Raw genomic sequence first — 18,207 nt, forward strand, 5'->3', positions numbered from 1 at the left:
TATTTAATTGTCATTAGTCGCTATCATTAGCTAAGCTAGAGTTGAACACGTTGTAAGAGGAAGGACACCATGGCCGCAAGTGACAATCGTTTCACCCCCGTACAGCCGCCGAGCGACAGTGAGCTAGCTGTTTTTGCTGGCTTGCACGTGCTGGTATGCGAAGACAATCATGTCAGTCAGCTGGTGATTCGGCACATGCTATCGAGTGTGGGGGCTGAATGTGTGGTGGTCGGGGATGGTGAAGACGCAGTTCGACAGTTTGCATATATCGAGTTCGATCTGATTTTGATGGATGCGATGATGCCGAAAATGGATGGTAGTCGTGCCATTGCGGTATTACGTGACATTGAGCGTCGCGAGGGGCGCAAACGTGTGCCGTTGCTGATGCTCACGGCTGATTCGGTGGGTGTCGCTCGAGGTCGTTACGACGGTGATGGTGTCGATGGTTTCATGACCAAGCCGTTTACCCGTAACGAGTTATTATTTATGTTGATTCGCCTGCTGGCGGAGCGTCAACCGTCAGCGTAAAGGTTGAGCCTTCGCCCGGGCGGCTTGAGCACAGTAAATCGCCGCCCATCAAGCGGGCTAATTGGCGTGAAATCGTTAATCCTAAACCGGTACCACCAAACGTCTTAGTGGTGGATAAATCAGCTTGTTCGAAAGGTTCAAAAATAGCATCAATACGCTCAGACGAAATACCAATACCCGAATCGGTGACGCTAATTGACAGTATCGGCGCACGGTAATCCAATTTAACCTCAATCAGCCCCTGCGCGGTGAACTTAACCGCATTACTGAGCAGATTATCGATGATTTGCCGCAGCCGTGTTTGATCGACGAGGACTTGCTCAGGCAATTCTGCGCTTATCAGGTGAATGGTTAAGCTACTCTCTGCGGTACGCTTTTGGTAACTCGTAATCAACGGCTCAACGAAGGCTAAAACCGCTGTCGGCACCGGTTGCAACGGTAGTTTACCTGCCTCAGTTTTGGCGAAATCAAGAATATCATCGACGATACTTAGTAAGTGCCGGCCGGATTGCTCGATCAGCTCTAATTTGTCGTGGAATTGCTCAGCGCTTGGGTCGGCGAGCAAAATTTCCGTCAGCCCCAACACCCCATGCAATGGAGTCCGTACTTCATGACTCATATTGGCCAAGAATTGCGATTTTACATTACTCGCGGCACTGGCCGAGTGCAGGGCAATTTCAAGCTGCTCGGTGCGCTCTTGCACACGCTCTTCTAACAGGTCGTTGGCTTGCTGTAAGCGTTTGTTCAACTCACTGTTCATGCTGTTACTTTGGCGCAGGTCGGTTAAGGTATCGCGTAACCGATTGGTGAAATTACTAAAACTTTGCTGCAGCTCAGAGAGTTCATGCACGTAGCGGGTCGTGCCGGTGTGGGTGAGTCTGGATAGGTTACCGAGATCATGGTGATTATGCAGTTTTTCGACCAACTCCGCGATAGGGCGAGTGAGTGAATTGGTGAGTCTAAAAATCGCCATAATACTCAGCATAGCAAGCCCAGCTAAGAGCACGATAGAGCCGAGCAAATACTCGCCAAGACTCTCTTCATAGCTATCCATCGACCCCGCTACCGTGATCAACCACTCCTTTTGCGACATTAGCTGCCGCTCGATGATAAAACCATGGACGCCCTCGGCACTATTCATCATTAAACTGCTTTGATCAGTTGTAAGCAGCGCTGAACCGCTGAGTTCATCAAGAAAATCAAAACCAAATTGCGGAGATGCAAAGACAACGCGGTTATTGCTATCGGTGATCAGGTAATAGTGTTGGTCTGCACCGATACCATTGCCAAGCTGTGCCAGCATAGTCAGGTTCAGTGAACCCTCAACAACACCCGCGAAATTGCCGTTATTAAAATAAGGCACACTCAACGCCACAATAGGATCGTTACCAAAGCCGCGGCCACGAAACGCATTCGAGCTAAAAGGTAATAGCGTTTGCTGTACTTGATAGAAATAGTCTCGATCGGCAACGTTGATTACGTCAGTAGCGCTAGCCAGAGCGTCTATGGGTGAAGTAACCAGAATGTCGCCGCGCTCATCGGTGACAAGTAGGGTAATAAATTCGGGATACTTGTCATGAATGGCGCTTATGGAACGCTGCAGTTCTAACAGCGTTGGCTGCTCAGATAGTTGCTGCGCAGCCGCTGCTAAAGCCAGATGATTTTGCTCAAAGTGAGTATTGGTGCGATCTGCAATCAGCTGAGTAACGAACTGAGTTTGCTTTTCTGTTTGTAAATACAACTCAACGTTAACAGCGCGCAGCCAAAAATAAATCACCAAGCTTGCCACGAACAGCACGGTAAATAAGCCGGTATTGACCAGCATTTCAGCCAGCTCGGTGCGATATCTAACCCGCGGCTCTGCATTGATTGCGCGCAGGCCGTGAAAAATAGCAAAGCCCAACAACACGGTGAAAAAGCCATTGAGAATATATTTGAGGATGATGCCGCGCAGCACGACTTCGGAATAGTCGCCCAAACTGCCGTAGAGCAATGCCACAACAAGCCAGCCAATAGTCAGCCAATAAATTACACCGATCAGCAAAATACTTCGCTGACGGTGCATCGCCAAGGCAATGGCGAGCACTTCAAGGACAAACGGCGTTATGCCGTAAAAGTGCTCCCACTGATAGAAGCTCACCAAACTCGCCAGCAGGGCAACCGGCAAGCCAACGCGAATACCATAGATAATGGTCAGCGCAATAGCGAAGGCGTTACCAAGTAAGATTTGGTTATCGTCAAACAGTGGGATACGCAAAAAGTTGACCGCGACAGCGAGCAAACTTAAGCCAGCGATTAGCCAATAATTTGATTTTTTGCTGCTATCAACAGTGCGTTGCACGACGAACCGCCTAGGTGCATGTTCCGTAAATGAGTTAATCCTCTAGATATTTAACCGGTAAGTCAATACGCGCTGTTCCTGAGTTTACAGCGGCCTGAGCCACGGCCCGTGCTACATGAGTTTTTAAGCGCGGGTCGAGTGGCTTCGGAATAATGTAGTCAGCGCCAAATTCTAAACTGTCAACGCCACAGGCAGCTAAGACTTGCTCCGGCACCGGTAGTTTTGCCAGTTCACGTATGGCGGTTACCGCCGCCAACTTCATCTCATCGTTAATGCGTCGCGCGCGCACATCTAAGGCACCCCGGAAGATAAACGGGAAACACAACACGTTATTGACCTGGTTCGGATAATCCGAGCGACCGGTAGCCATAATTAAATCTTTGCGCACCGCCCATGCCAGTTCGGGTTTGATCTCTGGGTCTGGATTTGAGCAGGCGAAGACAATAGGATTGGGTGCCATTAATTTTAATGCTTCGGCGCTCAATAAGTTGGGCCCTGATACACCAATAAAGACATCCGCTTCGGTAATGACCTCTTCCAGCGTGCGCTTATCGGTGTTGTTCGCAAAAGCCATTTTGTATTCGTTGAGGTCATCGCGACGGGTATGGATAACGCCCTTAGAATCGAGCATGTAAATGTTTTCGCGCTGTGCGCCACATTTAATCAGTAGTTCCATACAGGCAATGGCTGCGGCACCAGCACCAAGACAAACGATATGTGCTTTGTGAAGCTCTTTGCCCTGAATTTCTAGGGCGTTCAGTAAGCCTGCCGCGGTCACGATAGCGGTACCGTGTTGGTCGTCATGAAATACCGGAATATCGCAGCGTTCAATCAATGCTTTTTCAATTTCGAAGCACTCAGGTGCTTTAATGTCCTCTAGGTTGATACCACCAAAACTGTCGGCAATGCTGGCGACGGTATTGATAAACTCCTCAGTGGTGTTGTGCGTGACTTCAATATCAATCGAATCGAGCCCGGCAAAGCGCTTAAATAGTAACGCTTTACCTTCCATCACTGGTTTCGATGCCATAGGCCCTAAGTTACCTAAACCTAAAATAGCGGTACCATTGGAAATCACCGCAACCATGTTGCCTTTACCCGTAAAGCGGTACACATCATCAGGATTTTCTGCAATGGCACGTACCGGCTCCGCAACGCCAGGGCTGTAGGCGAGAGCGAGATCTTTACTGGTTTCAGCCGGCTTGCTTAACTCGATGGTGATTTTGCCTGGGCGTGGAAACTCATGATAATCAAGTGCTTGCTTGCGGAAATCGGACATTTTCTGGATACCTTGCAATGATAAATGCGAGTGAATAATGACTATAACATGGCTGAATATGTGAACCATTGTAGATGCTGCGGCGAGATTAACAAATCTTACCTGATAGAATTTCTCGGTAAGCTCATTGCGGGGCGGTAAAGATGTTGAGTGACGTAATTTAAAGCAGGTAAAAATTCAATTAATTCAAATTGATAGTAAATTGCAGGCAAAATAAAGGCGCCTTTTGGCGCCTTTATTAGAAATCTGCACGAAAGCTTTAAAAATATTAAGCTTTTTTGCCCAACACGCTGAAGCGCTTGTTGAACTTCTCGATACGACCACCGGTATCCATGATACGTTGTTTGCCGGTATAAAACGGGTGACACTCTGAACATACGTCCAAGTGCAAGTCGCCGCTTTTGGTAGAGCGAGTTTCAAATGAGTGACCACACGCACAGGTTACTTTCATGGCGGTGTAGTTAGGATGAATACCTTCTTTCATGGGATTACCTCTAGTCAGGCCGCATCGCCATCCGATCTTTTGCCGGACACCATGCGTGGTTAATGTTAATAAGGGCGCGAATTGTACTGCACAGCGCTATTTTGATCAAGCAACTTTGCGCCAGGTACAAGCCACCGCTCGCTGCGCTTGCGTAGGGCTTTATCGCACCGCACAATAGCAGGCTATGACAGTTTCATCGGCGCCGACTTATCGTTATGTGATTCAGGTGGCACTGCCCGTGCCGTTGTATCGTAATTTTGAATACGATAGCAACGAGTTACCGGCGGTGGGTGCGCGAGTGCGGGTGCCATTTGGGCAACGTCAGTTGATTGGTATTTGCCTGGGTGAGAGCCCGCAGCCTGATAGCCGCTTTGCCCGTAAACCAATTCATGAGGTGCTGGATCAGCAGTCGGTATGGCCGCCGGCATTATGGCGCTTGTTGTACTGGGCGGCCGATTATTACCAGCACCCCTTGGGTGACGTGTTGCATCATGCCCTACCGGTATTAGCGCGGCAGGGTGAAGCCCTCAGCTATCAAGCGACTGAGCGCTATGAAGTCACCGACGCCGGTGCCGCGTTAGCTTTGACCGAGCTGGCGCGGGCGCCACAACAGCAACGACTGCTGGCAGCATTGCAACAACGACCGCTGTTGGCCCGCGATGTTCGCGCTGGTGAGTACAGTGTGAGTGCGGTGAACGCTTTGCAGCAAAAGCAGCTCATCTGTAAACAGCGCCATATTCCGCAGCAGCAGAGTGATTGGGCCTTTGGGCTGGATGCCGAGCCGCTACAATTGAACCCGGAGCAGGCCTTAGCCGTGGCTGCTATTGCCGCCTCACGCAAGGCGCAGGCGTACTTACTGGAAGGGGTGACCGGCAGTGGTAAAACCGAGGTGTACTTGCAGGTGATGGCAGAAGTTCTGCGCGCCGGTAAGCAAGTGCTGGTGTTGGTGCCTGAAATTGGCCTGACCCCGCAAACCTTGCGACGTTTTCAGCAGCGCTTTAGTGTGCCGGTGGTGATGTTGCACTCGGCACTGACCGACCGCGAGCGACTCGATGCTTGGCTCGATGCCCAACAAGGTAGTGCGGCGATTATTATTGGCACCCGCTCGGCGGTATTTACCCCTTGCCAACAACTGGGCTTGATCATCATTGACGAAGAGCACGACGGCTCACTGAAACAACAAGATGGTTTTCGTTACCATGCCCGTGATGTGGCAGTACTGCGTGCACACGAAGAAAAAGTGCCGATTATTCTTGGCTCGGCTACACCTTCGTTAGAAACCATCAACAACGCTCAGCAAAAACGCTATGCCCACTTGCGTTTAACCCAACGAGCTGGGCATGCCAAACCCGCTAAGCACGTGATCATTGATGTGAAAGGGTTGCCATTAAAGGCGGGCTTGTCGGCGCCGCTAATTAGCATGATGCGCGAGCAACTGCAGGCCGGTCAGCAAGTGTTACTGTTCCTTAATCGGCGTGGCTTTGCGCCAGCGTTGATGTGTCATGAATGTGGTTGGCTGGCGCATTGTGCCCGCTGTGACGCCTACTTTACTGTGCACCAGCAGGCTCAGGAGTTGCAGTGTCACCATTGTGGCTCGCAGCAACGTATGCCGCGCCAGTGCCATGATTGCGGATCAACTCAGTTGGTCGGTCGTGGCACCGGTACTGAGCAGCTTGAGCAAGTGCTGGAAGAGGTGTTTCCAGAATTTCCGGTGCTGCGTATTGATCGCGACACGACGCGTCGCAAAGGCAGCTTGCAGCAGCATTTGAGCGATGCCCGTGCCAATAAATATCAGCTGTTGGTCGGTACCCAAATGCTCGCCAAGGGCCATCACTTTCCCGAAGTGACCTTGGTGGCGCTACTGGATGTCGATGGCGCACTCTACAGCGCTGATTTTCGTGCCGCCGAACGCTTAGGGCAGCTCTATACTCAAGTCGCTGGTCGCGCCGGTCGCGCCAGTAAACAAGGTACAGTGGTGCTGCAAACCCATCATCCTGAGCATGAGCTAGTGCAAGATTTGGTCAACAACGGCTATGGTCACTTTGCTGTCACCGCGCTGCATGAGCGCCGATTGACCCAATTACCGCCGTTCTCGCAGTTGGCACTATTTCGTACCGAGGCGTTGCAAGCGCAAGCGGCTAGCGATGCGCTGCAAGCTATCGCGCAGCTGTTCCCAAGCGTTGACGGTGCTATGGTTTTGGGGCCAATGCCGGCGGTGATGGAACGGCGTGCCGGCAAATATCGCTATCAACTGTTGCTGCAATGTCGTGACCGCGCCTTGCGCACGCAACTACTGCGGCATATTTTGCCGCGTTTAGAGGGGCTTGCAGAGTTACGTCGGGTGCGCTGGTCGCTCGATGTCGATCCACAGGATTTTAGCTAGCTGCAGGCGCACGATTGCGGTTTTTTTTCTGCCGCCAAACCAGTAAACTATCGCCATATCAGCTCAAGTACTGAGCCATCACCTATCCGGTCGTCAAGGATCTCCATGAAAGAAGCGTTGGAACACTTACTCGCAGAGGCAATTGCCAGCCTCCAATCACAACAGCAGTTGCCGGCGGACTTGCCGGTGCGTATTCAGTTGGATCGTCCGCGCGATAAAAGTCATGGTGATTTTGCCACTAACTTAGCCTTGCTGCTGGCTAAGCCAGCGGGTATGAATCCGCGCGCCCTGGCTGAAGCTATTATTGCTGCTATTCCGAGTAATTCACTGCTGGCCAAGACTGAGGTTGCCGGGCCTGGCTTTATTAACTTCACCTTCAGTCAACAGCAATTACTGGATCAGCTAGAGCGCGCCTACAGCGATGACAAGCTAGCCGTTGATGTCGCTGCCAGCGGTAAAACCATTGTCATTGACTATTCATCGCCAAACCTTGCCAAAGAAATGCATGTGGGCCATTTGCGTTCAGCAATCATTGGTGATGCGGCGGCACGGGTACAGCGCTTCATCGGCAACACGGTGATTGCGCAAAACCATGTCGGCGATTGGGGTACCCAGTTCGGTATGCTGTTAGCGCACATGGAAGAGCTGGAAGGCGACGCCATGGCCATGGAGCTCAGCAATTTAGAAACCTTTTATAAAGCCGCTAAGAAGCGCTTTGATGATAGCGAAAGTTTTGCTGCGCGGGCCCGTGAGCTCGTGGTGGCATTGCAATCGGGTGATGCCAAATGTCGGGCTTTATGGCAGCAATTTATTGACGTATCGCTGAGCCATTGCCAAGAGGTGTATGACCGCCTTGGGGTGCAGCTGACACGCGCCGATGTCATGGCCGAGAGCGCCTACAATGATGATTTAGCGCAGGTGGTTGCTGATTTACAGGCACAAGGCTTACTGGTTGAAGATCAGGGCGCACAATGCGTATTTCTGGATGAGTTCCGTAACAAAGACGGCGACGCACTGCCGGTTATCGTGCAGAAGTCTGGTGGCGGGTTTTTATATGCCACGACCGACCTTGCCGCCATTCGTTATCGGCAAAATCAGCTCCATGCTGACCATGTGATGTATTTCGTTGATCAGCGCCAAGGCTTGCACTTTCAACAAATTTTCACCTTGGCCCGCAAGGCTGGATTTGTGCGCGAAGACGTGCAGCTCGACCATTACGGGTTTGGTACGGTGATGGGCAAAGATGGCCGCCCATACAAGAGCCGTGATGGCGGTGTGACCAAGCTGGCTGATCTTCTCGATGAAGCTGAAAAGCGCGCCTTAGATCTGTTGCAGAGCAAAAACTCGCAGCTCAGTGCTAGCGAGCAGCAGCACGTTGCCAAAGTGATTGGTATCAGTTCGGTAAAATATGCTGATCTGTCGAAAAACCGCACCAGCGACTACATTTTCGATTGGGACACCATGCTCAGCTTTGAAGGCAACACTGCGCCGTATTTACTGTATGCCTACACTCGTGTCACCAGCGTGTTCAATAAGACCGACATGGATGCAACAGCTATTAGCGCGCCTTTTGTACTCGACGACGAGCGCGAGCTAGCGCTGGCTAACCTGTTGGTACGCTTTAATGAAACCGTCTACAGCGTTGCCGATAAAGCCATGCCGCATTTTCTCTGCGGCTATTTATTTGATTTGGCCGGTGCTTTCTCAACTTTCTATGAGGCCTGCCCAATTCTTGCTGAAGCGCGTGACGAGGTGCGATTGAGCCGATTGAAACTCGCTGCACTGACCGCCAAAACGCTGAAAACCGGATTATCATTGCTGGGTATTGATACCCTCGAGAAGATGTAAGCTATGGATTACGCTAACCGTAAACGTCCGCCGCCGAAAAAGAAGCAAAGTGGCAAGCCGGCGAAAAAGTCAGCAGCCAAAGCTGCAGCACCAGTATCGTGGCTGTTAGTGGTTGTCACCTTAGCGATGGTGGCCGGGTTGGTATGGTTCTTGTACAGCATTGCTGGCAGCAGAGACCAGCAACCGGTGGTTGTGCAACCGCCGGAAGTTACCGAGCAAATGCAGCGGCAAATCGACAAAGATGCCATTCCAGAGTTGCCGAAGGATGAATACAGTTACCCCGATGTGCTAGAAAATCAGGAAGTGATTGTCGATGTCCCCGAGCGTGAACTGGGGCCACCTAAGCTCATGCAGTGCGGCTCGTTTCGCAGTGAAAGCGATGCGCAAACCTTGCGCGCACGCATCGCACTGACCGGGCTGGAATCGCAGGTGCGGCGCTCCGAAGGGCGCAATGGTGTGTGGTTTCGGGTGATTCTAGGCCCATACGCTACCAAGCGTGACGCTGAGCGTGATCGTCACAAACTTCAACGCGCGCAAGTGCATTATTGTGAGATTTGGAACTGGAATCTCTAAGCGGCTATTGAAATGTGGTGATGCCGTCCTCATCTAGCTGTCATAGCAACATGAGGATGCAAATGTGACTACAATCGTTTCAGTACGCCGCGGCAATCAGGTGGTGATAGGCGGCGACGGCCAGGTGTCGCTCGGCAACACCGTGATGAAAGGCAATGCCCGCAAAGTTCGCCGACTCTACAAAGACCAAGTGCTCGCTGGCTTCGCTGGTGGCACCGCAGATGCCTTTACCCTATTCGAACGCTTAGACCTCAAACTGGAAAAACACCAAGGCAACTTGATGCGTGCCGCCATTGAGTTGGCCAAAGATTGGCGTACCGACCGTATGCTGCGCCGCTTAGAGGCGATGCTGGTGGTGGCTGACAAGCATGTATCACTGCTGATTTCGGGTAACGGTGATGTGGTGCAACCCGAGCATGATCTGATTGCTATTGGCTCAGGTGGTGCGTTTGCCCAAGCTGCTGCCACCGCTCTGCTCGACAACACCGATCTCAGTGCCCGCGACATCGTTGAAAAAGCCCTCACCATTGCCGGTGATATCTGCGTATTTACCAACCAATTCCAAACCATCGAAATGCTGGAGACCGTTGACCATGTCTGAAATGACCCCACGTGAAATCGTCGACGAGCTCAATCAGCATATTGTTGGCCAAGACAATGCCAAAAAAGCAGTAGCCGTTGCCTTGCGCAACCGCTGGCGGCGCATGCAATTAAGCAGCGATCTGCGCCAAGAAGTTACGCCCAAAAATATTCTCATGATTGGCCCAACCGGGGTGGGTAAAACCGAAATTGCTCGGCGTTTAGCCAAGCTCGCAAACGCTCCGTTTATTAAGGTTGAAGCGACTAAATTTACCGAGGTAGGTTATGTGGGTAAAGAAGTCGAGAGCATTATCAAAGACCTGACTGATATTGCTTTTAAGCAAACCCGTGAACAAATGATGAAGAAAGTGCGTTTTCGTGCCGAAGAAGCCGCCGAAGAACGAATTTTAGATGCCTTGCTGCCGCCACCTAAGGGTTGGGCCGACGATCAAGAGCCGCGCGAGCAGAGTAACACCCGCCAGGTATTTCGCAAAAAGCTGCGCGAAGGCCAGCTCGACGACAAAGAAATTGAAATTGATATCGCCATGTCGAGTATGGGCGTTGAGATCATGGCACCGCCAGGTATGGAAGAGATGACCTCGCAATTACAAAGCATGTTTCAGAATATGGGCCAAGGTAAGAGCAAGGCGCGCAAGCTGAAGATCAAAGATGCGTTCAAGCAACTGGTTGACGAAGAAGCCGCTAAAATGCTCAATCCAGAGGACGTGAAAACCGCGGCACTGCATGCGGTGGAGCAAAACGGTATCGTGTTCTTAGATGAAGTGGACAAAATTTGTAAGCGCGGCGATGTCAGCGGCCCAGACGTGTCACGTGAAGGGGTGCAGCGTGATTTGCTACCACTGGTTGAGGGCACCACGGTATCGACCAAGCATGGCATGGTGAAAACTGACCATATTCTATTTATCGCCTCAGGGGCGTTTCAGATGTCTAAGCCGTCTGATTTGATTCCCGAGCTGCAGGGGCGGTTGCCGATTCGGGTCAGCCTTGATGCGCTGACCAGTAACGATTTTGTCCGTATTCTAACTGAGCCAAATGCGTCTTTGACGACCCAATATCGGGCTTTGATGGCCACCGAGGGTGTCACCATCGACTTTACTCAAGACGGTATTCAGCGCATTGCCGAAACTGCGTTTTATGTCAATGAGACGACTGAGAACATTGGTGCGCGCCGGTTGCACACAGTACTCGAGCGGCTGATGGAAGAAGTGTCCTTTAAAGCCAGTGACTTAACCGGTGAAACTATTGTTATTGATGCTGCTTATGTCGAGCAACATTTAGGCAAACTGGCGCAGGACGAAGATTTAAGTCGCTATATTCTGTAACCCTTGCTGTTGCCCCGTGCAGTTACCCGCTATACTATGCCCAACAATGCCATAGCATATGCGGGTTATTCACAGTTAGGGGAACGGCGATGGAATACAATACTTCTGAACTTTGCGATTTATACCCCGACATGGTCGATGTGGTCGAGCCGATGTTTATTCATTACGGCGGCTTGGTCTCGTTTGGCGGGCAAATTGTCACCATCAAGTGCTTTGAAGATAAAGGCCTGATTGAAGAAGTGCTGCAACAGCCCGGCACCGGCAAAGTGCTGCTGATTGACGGTGGTGGTTCAGCGCGTCGCGCCCTCATCGACATTGGTATTGCCGAGCAAGCGCTGGACAATGGCTGGGAAGGCATTGTCTGTTTTGGCGCAGTGCGCGATGTGGATGCTCTCGACGAACTCGAACTTGGCATTATGGCACTGGCATCGATTCCAGTCGGTGCGCCGAGTGAAGGTATTGGCGAAGTCGATACCGCGGTCAACTTCGGTGGCGTCACCTTCTTACCTGAAGATCATCTCTATGCCGATAGCACTGGCGTGATCCTGTCACCAGAACCACTCGATATAGAATAATTCATGCTGCTGCAACCAGTTGATTGCCAAGCCTTGTTCAGTCCACGTGTGGGTGAGCATCGGCTTGGTGAAGTGCTGGCGCAGCTCAGCCCTTGTGATGATCTTCAAAGCTATCAACATGCTCTAGCGCAGGCCTGGAACCAGGGTCAGCGCATTCTACTCGTGGGTGTACCCGAATCTATTGGGCCACGCGCCAATTTGGGTCGCGGCGGTGCAGAGCATGGCTGGCAGGCGGCACTGAAAGGGCTGCTCAATCTGCAAGCCAATGAGCTCGTTGCCAGTGATTTGTTACTGCTGGCGGGTAGTGTGGTGACCGACGACCTCCAGCAAGCCAGCGCCGATTTAGACCCACAGGATAGCGCTCAGTTGGAGCAACTGCGTGATCTGTGTGCGCAGCTCGATGAACGCGTCAGCGCGGTGCTACAACCTGCCTTTGCGCAGGGCTTTGCGGTTATTTTGATTGGCGGTGGACACAATAACGCCTATCCGTTATTGACCAGTCTAGCCGAAGCAACCGAGCATCAAGTTGGCGCGATTAATCTTGACCCGCATGCAGACTTTCGTGCCTGCGAAGGTCGCCATAGTGGCAATGGCTTTAGTTATGCTTATGAACATGGCGCGTTAGGGCACTATCATGTGGTGGGCTTGCACCCTGCCAAGAATAACGCGCGCAGTATTCAACGTTTACAGCAAGCTGGATTTGGCTGGGTTACACTGCAACAATTATGGCAGCAGCCGTGGGCCGAGCAGTTGCTAGCACTGAAGCAGTTAAGTGACAATTGGCATTGCCCGTTCGGTATTGAGATTGATGTCGATGCACTTTACGCTGTGCCTGCCAGCGCTATCAACTTTATTGGTTTGTCGGTCAGTCATGCTGCCACCCTAGTCAGCAGCCTCGCCAGTCACCGCAACGCCCGTTATTTACACCTAGCTGAAGCAGCACCCAGCTTGCACCCGCAGGGGCAAAGTAGTGGCGACATCGTCACTGCACAACTACTGAGTGAGTTAGTACTTGCTTACCTTGAAGGCTTTTGCCGTAGGGTACCTTGATACCAGCATGCCGCTAGGCGCTGATTGGAAAAGCTATAACTGAGCTCTGCTGCATCGCTGACATTCCAGCAACATAAATCAGCCCGTTGTCCCACTTTCACCTGCCCCCGGTCGCTTAGCCCAAGTGCTTTGGCAGCATTCACCGTGACCCCACGCAAGCACTCTTCGGGGGTGAGTCGAAACAGTGTTGCGCCCATATTCAGCATCAACTGCAAACTCAGCAACGGCGAGGTGCCGGGGTTAGCATCGGTGGCCAGTGCCATAGGTACGCGGTATTCACGGAATAGCTCCATGGGTGGTCGTTTTGTCTCGCGTAGAAAATAGAACGCCCCCGGTAGCAGCACCGCTACCGTGCCACTAGCAGCCATTGCCTTTACGCCAGCCTCATCGAGATACTCTAAATGGTCGCACGATAGTGCCTGGTAGCGTGCCGCCAGCTCACTACCATGTTGGTTGGATAATTGTTCGGCATGTAATTTCACCGGAATACCGAGCGCCTGGGCGGCAGCAAACACTCGCTCGGTTTGTGCTGGGGTAAAGCCCACCGATTCACAAAAGGCATCCACTGCATCCACGAACCCTTCGGCGGCTAGGGTTGGTAAAATCTCCGTAACAATGTGCTCGATATAGTCATCGGCGCGCTGCTTAAATTCAGGCGGCAAAGCATGCGCCGCCAGCAGGGTGGTTTGCACCGATACCGGCGCATTATCACCAAGCGCGCGTGCCGCGGCTAGTTGCTTGCGCTCGTCGGCCAGCGACAAACCATAACCGGACTTGATTTCAATCGTGGTGACACCTTCGTCCATCAGTGCCTGCAGGCGCGGCCGCGACACCGTAATCAGATCATCTAAACTGGCAGCACGGGTGGCGCGTACAGTGGCGGCAATACCACCGCCGGCGGCGGCAATATCGGCATAGCTAGCGCCATGCAAGCGTTGGGCAAATTCATCGGCGCGCGAGCCAGCCCAGACCAAGTGGGTATGGCAATCAATGAGCCCCGGGGTAACCAGCCCACCGTTGCCATCAAACACTTCACCATCATGCCGAGGGGCGGTTGCAGCCGGCCCCACATAGGTGATTACACCATCGGCAAAATCCACCACTGCCTGCTCCTGTAAGCCATAGCCGCTGCCGACCATAGTGGCAATACTGACATTGGCAATGCGCTGTGGCTGATGGCTCATGACGACTCCTAAAAATAACTTGTATATACAATTAAGGTTTTCTACACTTTAACACATCATTCGCTCGGTGACAGGAGCTCAGGGGGCAACATGGCCAAATTTTCCGGCATCAAACAACATTTATACAGCAAAATTGCATCAGGTGAATGGCCTGAGCATCATCCTGTAAGTTCTGAAAATGCGCTCGCACAACAATTCAATGTGAGTCGTATGACGGCGCGTCGAGCACTGCAAGAACTGGCCGATGAGGGGCTGGTGATCCGCAGCAAAGGCTCGGGCACCTATGTGGCGCCTATTAAGTCGCAAACCTCGTTTATGGCTATCCGCAACATTGCCGATGAAGTGCGTGGTCGCCAGCATCAGTATCGCGCTGAGGTACATGTCTTGCGGCGTGAGCCAGCTACCGCACAAGTGGCGGAATTGCTGAAGTTGGTGCCGAATGCACCGGTCTATCATTCAGTCATTAGTCACTTTGAAAACGACCTGCCGGTGCAGGTTGAAGAGCGGTTTGTAAATCCAGCGTTGGTGCCGCATTACCTCAAGCAAGATTATCGTGTTATTACCCCGCATGAGTATTTGTGCGCGGTGTCACCGCTGACCGAAGCCAGTCATCAAATTGAAGCCATCAGCCCATCTGCACAGGTGTGCCAGTGGCTGAGTTTAACCAAGCCGGAGCCCTGCTTACGCATTAATCGACGCACTTGGAGCGATGCCGGTGTGGTCACCTATGCAGTACTGACTCATCCAGGCTCACGCTTCAGTTTGGGCGGTCATTTACATTTTTCTAGTCCCCGTAGTAAGGATAACTCATGAGTCAAAGTCGTTTAGATACCAGCCGTAGTATTCGCGCTGCCCGTGGTAATACCCTCACCACCGCCAATTGGCAGATCGAAGCCGCTAAACGCATGTTGATGAATAACTTAGACGCTGAGGTGGCGGAACACCCGCATGCTTTGGTGGTGTATGGCGGTATTGGCCGCGCCGCGCGCAATTGGGAAAGCTTTGATAAGATTGTTGAGGTACTGGAACGCCTGCGTCCAGACCAAACCTTGTTGATCCAATCAGGCAAGCCGGTTGGCGTGTTCCCCACCCACGAAGACGCGCCGCGAGTGCTATTAGCCAACTCAAATTTAGTGCCGCAATGGGCCACGTGGGAGCATTTCAACGAGCTCGATAAAGCGGGTTTGATGATGTACGGACAAATGACCGCCGGGTCATGGATCTACATTGGCTCGCAAGGCATTGTGCAGGGCACTTACGAGACCTTTGTATCCGTTGCGAAGCAGCATTTTGATGGGGTGGCTAAAGGCCGCTGGATCCTCACCGGTGGTTTAGGGGGTATGGGCGGTGCGCAACCGCTAGCCGCCACCATGGCTGGCTACTGCATGTTAGCCGTTGAAGTGGATGAGTCGCGCATCGATTTCCGCCTGCGTACCCGTTATGTCGATCATAAGGCCACTAGTTTGGATGACGCCCTAGCGCTGATTGATACAGCGCGCCGCGAAGGCCGGGCTATTTCAGTAGGGTTACTCGGCAATGCTGCCGATGTATACGCTGAATTAGTACAACGCAACATCACCCCTGATGTGGTGACTGATCAAACCTCCGCACATGACCCGCTACATGGCTATGTACCGCAGGGTTGGAGCTTAGAGCAGTATGTGGCTGAGCAGCAACGTGATCCGCAAGCCACGGTAACAGCGGCTAAGCAAGCTATGGCGGTGCAGGTGAAGGCAATGTTGACCATGCAACAACGTGGTGCTGCTACCCTTGATTACGGCAACAATATTCGGCAAATGGCTAAAGACATGGGCGTAGCCGATGCCTTTAACTTCCCGGGCTTTGTACCGGCCTATATTCGGCCATTGTTCTGTGAGGGCATTGGCCCATTCCGCTGGGTGGCGCTGTCGGGCGACCCAGAAGATATTTATAAAACCGATGCCAAAGTGAAAGAACTGATCCCGGATAATCCGCATCTCCACAATTGGCTCGATATGGCGCGGGAACGCATCGCCTTTCAGGGCCTACCCGCACGAATTTGCTGGATTGGTCTAAAAGACCGCGCCCGTATTGCGCTGGCTTTTAACGACATGGTACGTACGGGTGACGTATCAGCACCGATTGTGATTGGTCGTGATCACTTAGATTCTGGCTCAGTGGCCAGCCCCAATCGCGAAACCGAAGCGATGTTAGATGGCTCTGATGCAGTATCTGATTGGCCGCTTTTGAATGCGCTACTCAATACCGCTGGCGGTGCCACGTGGGTTAGTTTGCATCATGGTGGCGGTGTTGGCATGGGTTACTCACAACATTCCGGTGTGGTGATTGTAGCCGATGGCACTGAGGCTGCTGGCAAACGCTTGGCGCGGGTGCTGTGGAACGATCCAGGTACAGGAGTGATGCGTCACGCGGACGCTGGTTACCCCATTGCCCAACAATGTGCCCGTGAGCAGGGCTTAGATTTACCGATGCTGGAGAATTTATAATGGCTGCACAGTTTGTATTACGGCCAGGCGAACTAAGCCTTAATGACCTACGTCAATGGTGGCAGCAGCCGCAGCATTTGCAACTGCATGCCGATGCAACTCCGGCCATTGCTGAATCAGCCGCTACGGTTGCCTCGGTGTTGGCCGCCGGCAAAGTGGTATATGGCATCAATACCGGCTTTGGTTTGTTGGCCAATACCCGTATTCCGCGCGAAAAGTTAGAAGATTTGCAGCGGCGTATTGTGCTATCGCATGCTGCTGGTACCGGCGCACTGATGCAGGACACTGTGGTGCGGCTGATGCTGTTGCTGAAAATTAATAGTTTGAGCCGCGGCTATTCGGGTGTACGCCCGCAAGTGATTGATGCCTTAATAGCGCTATTAAACCATGAGGTCTACCCCTGTGTGCCGAGCAAAGGCTCGGTCGGTGCCTCAGGTGACTTAGCGCCACTGGCACACATGGTGTTGCCGTTATTGGGCGAGGGCCAAGTGCGCTATCGTGGACAGATCATGAATGCTGTCGAGGGCCTTGCGCTGGCCGGCCTAAAACCGCTCGCGCTGGCGCCGAAAGAGGGCTTAGCGCTACTGAACGGTACTCAAGCATCAACCGCACTGGCGTTGCATGGTCTGTTCCAAATTGAGCGGGTCTTCCACGCCGCACTGGTGGTCGGAGCGACCGCCGTTGAAGCCGCTCTGGGCTCACGATCTCCATTTGATGCACGGATTCACGCGGTACGTGGTCAACCTGGGCAAATCAAAGTCGCGGAAAGCTTCCGTGCCCTGTTGGGCGACAGTTCGGAAATTGCCGCCTCGCATGTGGATTGTGAAAAAGTACAAGACCCGTATTCACTGCGCTGCCAACCGCAGGTGATGGGTGCGGTGTTTGATCAGCTGCAACATGGCAGTGCTATTTTGTGTCGTGAAGCCAATGGTGTGACCGATAACCCGCTGGTATTTAGCGATAACGGCGACATCATTTCGGGTGGTAACTTCCATGCTGAGCCAGTGGCCATTGCTGCGGATATTCTTGCCATTGCAGCGAGTGAAATTGGTGCATTGTCTGAGCGCCGCAGTGCTTTGTTAATCGACAAGCATTTGACCAATTTGCCGCCATTTTTAGTCAACGACGGTGGCGTGAATTCTGGTTTTATGCTGGCGCAAGTGACCGCCGCGGCCTTGGCTTCTGAGAATAAAACCTTGGCACACCCTGCCTCTATCGACAGTTTGCCAACCTCGGCGAACCAAGAAGATCACGTGTCGATGGCTACTTTTGCCGCACGCCGACTGACTGATATTGCCGAGAATATTCGCGATATTGTTGCGATTGAGTGGTTAGAGGCGGCCCAAGGGTTAGATTTCCGGCGCCCACTAAAAGCCTCAGCGGCGGTTGAGCAAGCACAAGCGTGGCTGCGGCAGCGGGTCAGCTTTTACGATCAAGACCGCTACTTTGCCCCAGATATTACTGCGGCCGCAGAATTAGTCGGTAGCGGTCAGCTCAGTCAACTGGTACAGGTTGGTGCCCTGTTGACCAGCGAATAGCGTGCTAATGAAGAAG

The 18,207-nt window shown here is 52.4% G+C and carries 15 protein-coding genes; 11 read left to right on the plus strand and 4 right to left on the minus strand.

Annotated elements, in window-relative coordinates; genetic code table 11:
• Positions 1-69: 69 nt before the first annotated feature.
• Entirely contained in the window at positions 70-528 is a 459-nt protein-coding gene (locus EFO84_RS00950; RefSeq protein ID WP_127346189.1) for a response regulator, read from the plus strand.
• Here the strand turns inward: EFO84_RS00950 and EFO84_RS00955 are convergent.
• The 3 genes from EFO84_RS00955 to rpmE all read right to left on the minus strand — a co-directional run bounded on the left by EFO84_RS00955 (position 485) and on the right by rpmE (position 4,632).
• A complete protein-coding gene (locus EFO84_RS00955; RefSeq protein ID WP_127346190.1) occupies positions 485-2,869 on the minus strand; it encodes a sensor histidine kinase in 2,385 nt (794 codons plus the stop codon). The genes EFO84_RS00950 and EFO84_RS00955 overlap by 44 nt on opposite strands.
• Before the next feature lie 34 nt (positions 2,870-2,903).
• Positions 2,904-4,148, minus strand: coding sequence for a malic enzyme-like NAD(P)-binding protein (locus EFO84_RS00960; RefSeq protein ID WP_127346191.1), 1,245 nt, complete (start codon positions 4,146-4,148; stop codon positions 2,904-2,906).
• A 268-nt stretch (positions 4,149-4,416) separates the two neighbouring features.
• A complete protein-coding gene (rpmE, locus tag EFO84_RS00965) occupies positions 4,417-4,632 on the minus strand; it encodes a 50S ribosomal protein L31 (RefSeq protein WP_127346192.1) in 216 nt (71 codons plus the stop codon).
• A 184-nt stretch (positions 4,633-4,816) separates the two neighbouring features.
• On the opposite strand from rpmE, the gene priA reads away from it, so the two are divergent.
• The 7 genes from priA (at position 4,817) to EFO84_RS01000 (ending at position 12,983) form a co-directional block, all read left to right on the plus strand.
• On the plus strand, positions 4,817-7,015 hold the full coding sequence (gene priA, locus EFO84_RS00970) for a primosomal protein N' (protein ID WP_127346193.1): 2,199 nt from the start codon (positions 4,817-4,819) through the stop codon (positions 7,013-7,015).
• 105 nt (positions 7,016-7,120) lie between these two features.
• The gene (argS, locus tag EFO84_RS00975; RefSeq protein WP_127346194.1) at positions 7,121-8,863 is read left to right on the plus strand and encodes an arginine--tRNA ligase; all 1,743 of its coding nucleotides are present in this window, start codon (positions 7,121-7,123) and stop codon (positions 8,861-8,863) included.
• Positions 8,864-8,866: 3 nt separating this feature from the next.
• Positions 8,867-9,436, plus strand: a complete 570-nt coding sequence (locus EFO84_RS00980) for an SPOR domain-containing protein (protein ID WP_127346195.1) — start codon at positions 8,867-8,869, stop codon at positions 9,434-9,436.
• A gap of 64 nt (positions 9,437-9,500) precedes the next feature.
• Positions 9,501-10,037, plus strand: a complete 537-nt coding sequence (hslV, locus tag EFO84_RS00985) for an ATP-dependent protease subunit HslV (protein WP_127346196.1) — start codon at positions 9,501-9,503, stop codon at positions 10,035-10,037.
• Complete coding sequence (gene hslU / locus EFO84_RS00990; protein WP_127346197.1) at positions 10,030-11,358, plus strand: ATP-dependent protease ATPase subunit HslU; 1,329 nt, start codon at positions 10,030-10,032, stop codon at positions 11,356-11,358. Before hslV ends, hslU begins: the two co-directional genes overlap by 8 nt.
• An 89-nt stretch (positions 11,359-11,447) precedes the next feature.
• Positions 11,448-11,933, plus strand: a complete 486-nt coding sequence (rraA, locus tag EFO84_RS00995; protein WP_127346198.1) for a ribonuclease E activity regulator RraA — start codon at positions 11,448-11,450, stop codon at positions 11,931-11,933.
• A gap of 3 nt (positions 11,934-11,936) precedes the next feature.
• Entirely contained in the window at positions 11,937-12,983 is a 1,047-nt protein-coding gene (locus tag EFO84_RS01000; RefSeq protein ID WP_127346199.1) for a formimidoylglutamase, read from the plus strand.
• On the opposite strand, the gene hutI is transcribed toward EFO84_RS01000, so the two are convergent.
• Complete coding sequence (hutI, locus tag EFO84_RS01005) at positions 12,950-14,167, minus strand: imidazolonepropionase (RefSeq protein ID WP_127346200.1); 1,218 nt, start codon at positions 14,165-14,167, stop codon at positions 12,950-12,952. The genes EFO84_RS01000 and hutI overlap by 34 nt on opposite strands.
• 90 nt (positions 14,168-14,257) lie before the next feature.
• Here hutI and hutC point away from each other — a divergent pair, with 90 nt between their 5' ends.
• Genes hutC through hutH form a run of 3 tightly spaced genes read left to right on the plus strand, consistent with a single transcriptional unit; the run spans position 14,258 to position 18,191 of the window.
• Positions 14,258-14,980: a histidine utilization transcriptional repressor HutC gene (gene hutC / locus EFO84_RS01010; protein ID WP_127346201.1), complete on the plus strand. Its 723-nt coding sequence runs from the start codon at positions 14,258-14,260 to the stop codon at positions 14,978-14,980.
• The gene (gene hutU, locus EFO84_RS01015; RefSeq protein ID WP_127346202.1) at positions 14,977-16,653 is read left to right on the plus strand and encodes a urocanate hydratase; all 1,677 of its coding nucleotides are present in this window, start codon (positions 14,977-14,979) and stop codon (positions 16,651-16,653) included. Before hutC ends, hutU begins: the two co-directional genes overlap by 4 nt.
• Positions 16,653-18,191 carry a histidine ammonia-lyase gene (gene hutH / locus EFO84_RS01020; protein ID WP_127346203.1) on the plus strand — a complete coding sequence of 513 codons (1,539 nt, stop codon included), beginning with the start codon at positions 16,653-16,655 and terminating at the stop codon, positions 18,189-18,191. Before hutU ends, hutH begins: the two co-directional genes overlap by 1 nt.
• Positions 18,192-18,207 lie beyond the last annotated feature (16 nt).

This window comes from Pseudidiomarina mangrovi, assembly GCF_003999375.1.
GTDB classification, from domain to species: Bacteria; Pseudomonadota; Gammaproteobacteria; order Enterobacterales; family Alteromonadaceae; genus Pseudidiomarina; species Pseudidiomarina mangrovi.

Excerpts from the sequence above, each read along its gene's own strand:
- EFO84_RS00950 (WP_127346189.1), top strand. The coding sequence starts at position 70 with ATGGCCGCAAGTGACAATCGTTTCACCCCCGTACAGCCGCCGAGCGAC.
- EFO84_RS00960 (WP_127346191.1), bottom strand. The coding sequence starts at position 4,148 with ATGTCCGATTTCCGCAAGCAAGCACTTGATTATCATGAGTTTCCACGC.
- rpmE (WP_127346192.1), bottom strand. The coding sequence starts at position 4,632 with ATGAAAGAAGGTATTCATCCTAACTACACCGCCATGAAAGTAACCTGT.
- priA (WP_127346193.1), top strand. The coding sequence starts at position 4,817 with ATGACAGTTTCATCGGCGCCGACTTATCGTTATGTGATTCAGGTGGCA.
- argS (WP_127346194.1), top strand. The coding sequence starts at position 7,121 with ATGAAAGAAGCGTTGGAACACTTACTCGCAGAGGCAATTGCCAGCCTC.
- EFO84_RS00980 (WP_127346195.1), top strand. The coding sequence starts at position 8,867 with ATGGATTACGCTAACCGTAAACGTCCGCCGCCGAAAAAGAAGCAAAGT.
- hslU (WP_127346197.1), top strand. The coding sequence starts at position 10,030 with ATGTCTGAAATGACCCCACGTGAAATCGTCGACGAGCTCAATCAGCAT.
- rraA (WP_127346198.1), top strand. The coding sequence starts at position 11,448 with ATGGAATACAATACTTCTGAACTTTGCGATTTATACCCCGACATGGTC.
- EFO84_RS01000 (WP_127346199.1), top strand. The coding sequence starts at position 11,937 with ATGCTGCTGCAACCAGTTGATTGCCAAGCCTTGTTCAGTCCACGTGTG.
- hutI (WP_127346200.1), bottom strand. The coding sequence starts at position 14,167 with ATGAGCCATCAGCCACAGCGCATTGCCAATGTCAGTATTGCCACTATG.
- hutC (WP_127346201.1), top strand. The coding sequence starts at position 14,258 with ATGGCCAAATTTTCCGGCATCAAACAACATTTATACAGCAAAATTGCA.
- hutU (WP_127346202.1), top strand. The coding sequence starts at position 14,977 with ATGAGTCAAAGTCGTTTAGATACCAGCCGTAGTATTCGCGCTGCCCGT.
- hutH (WP_127346203.1), top strand. The coding sequence starts at position 16,653 with ATGGCTGCACAGTTTGTATTACGGCCAGGCGAACTAAGCCTTAATGAC.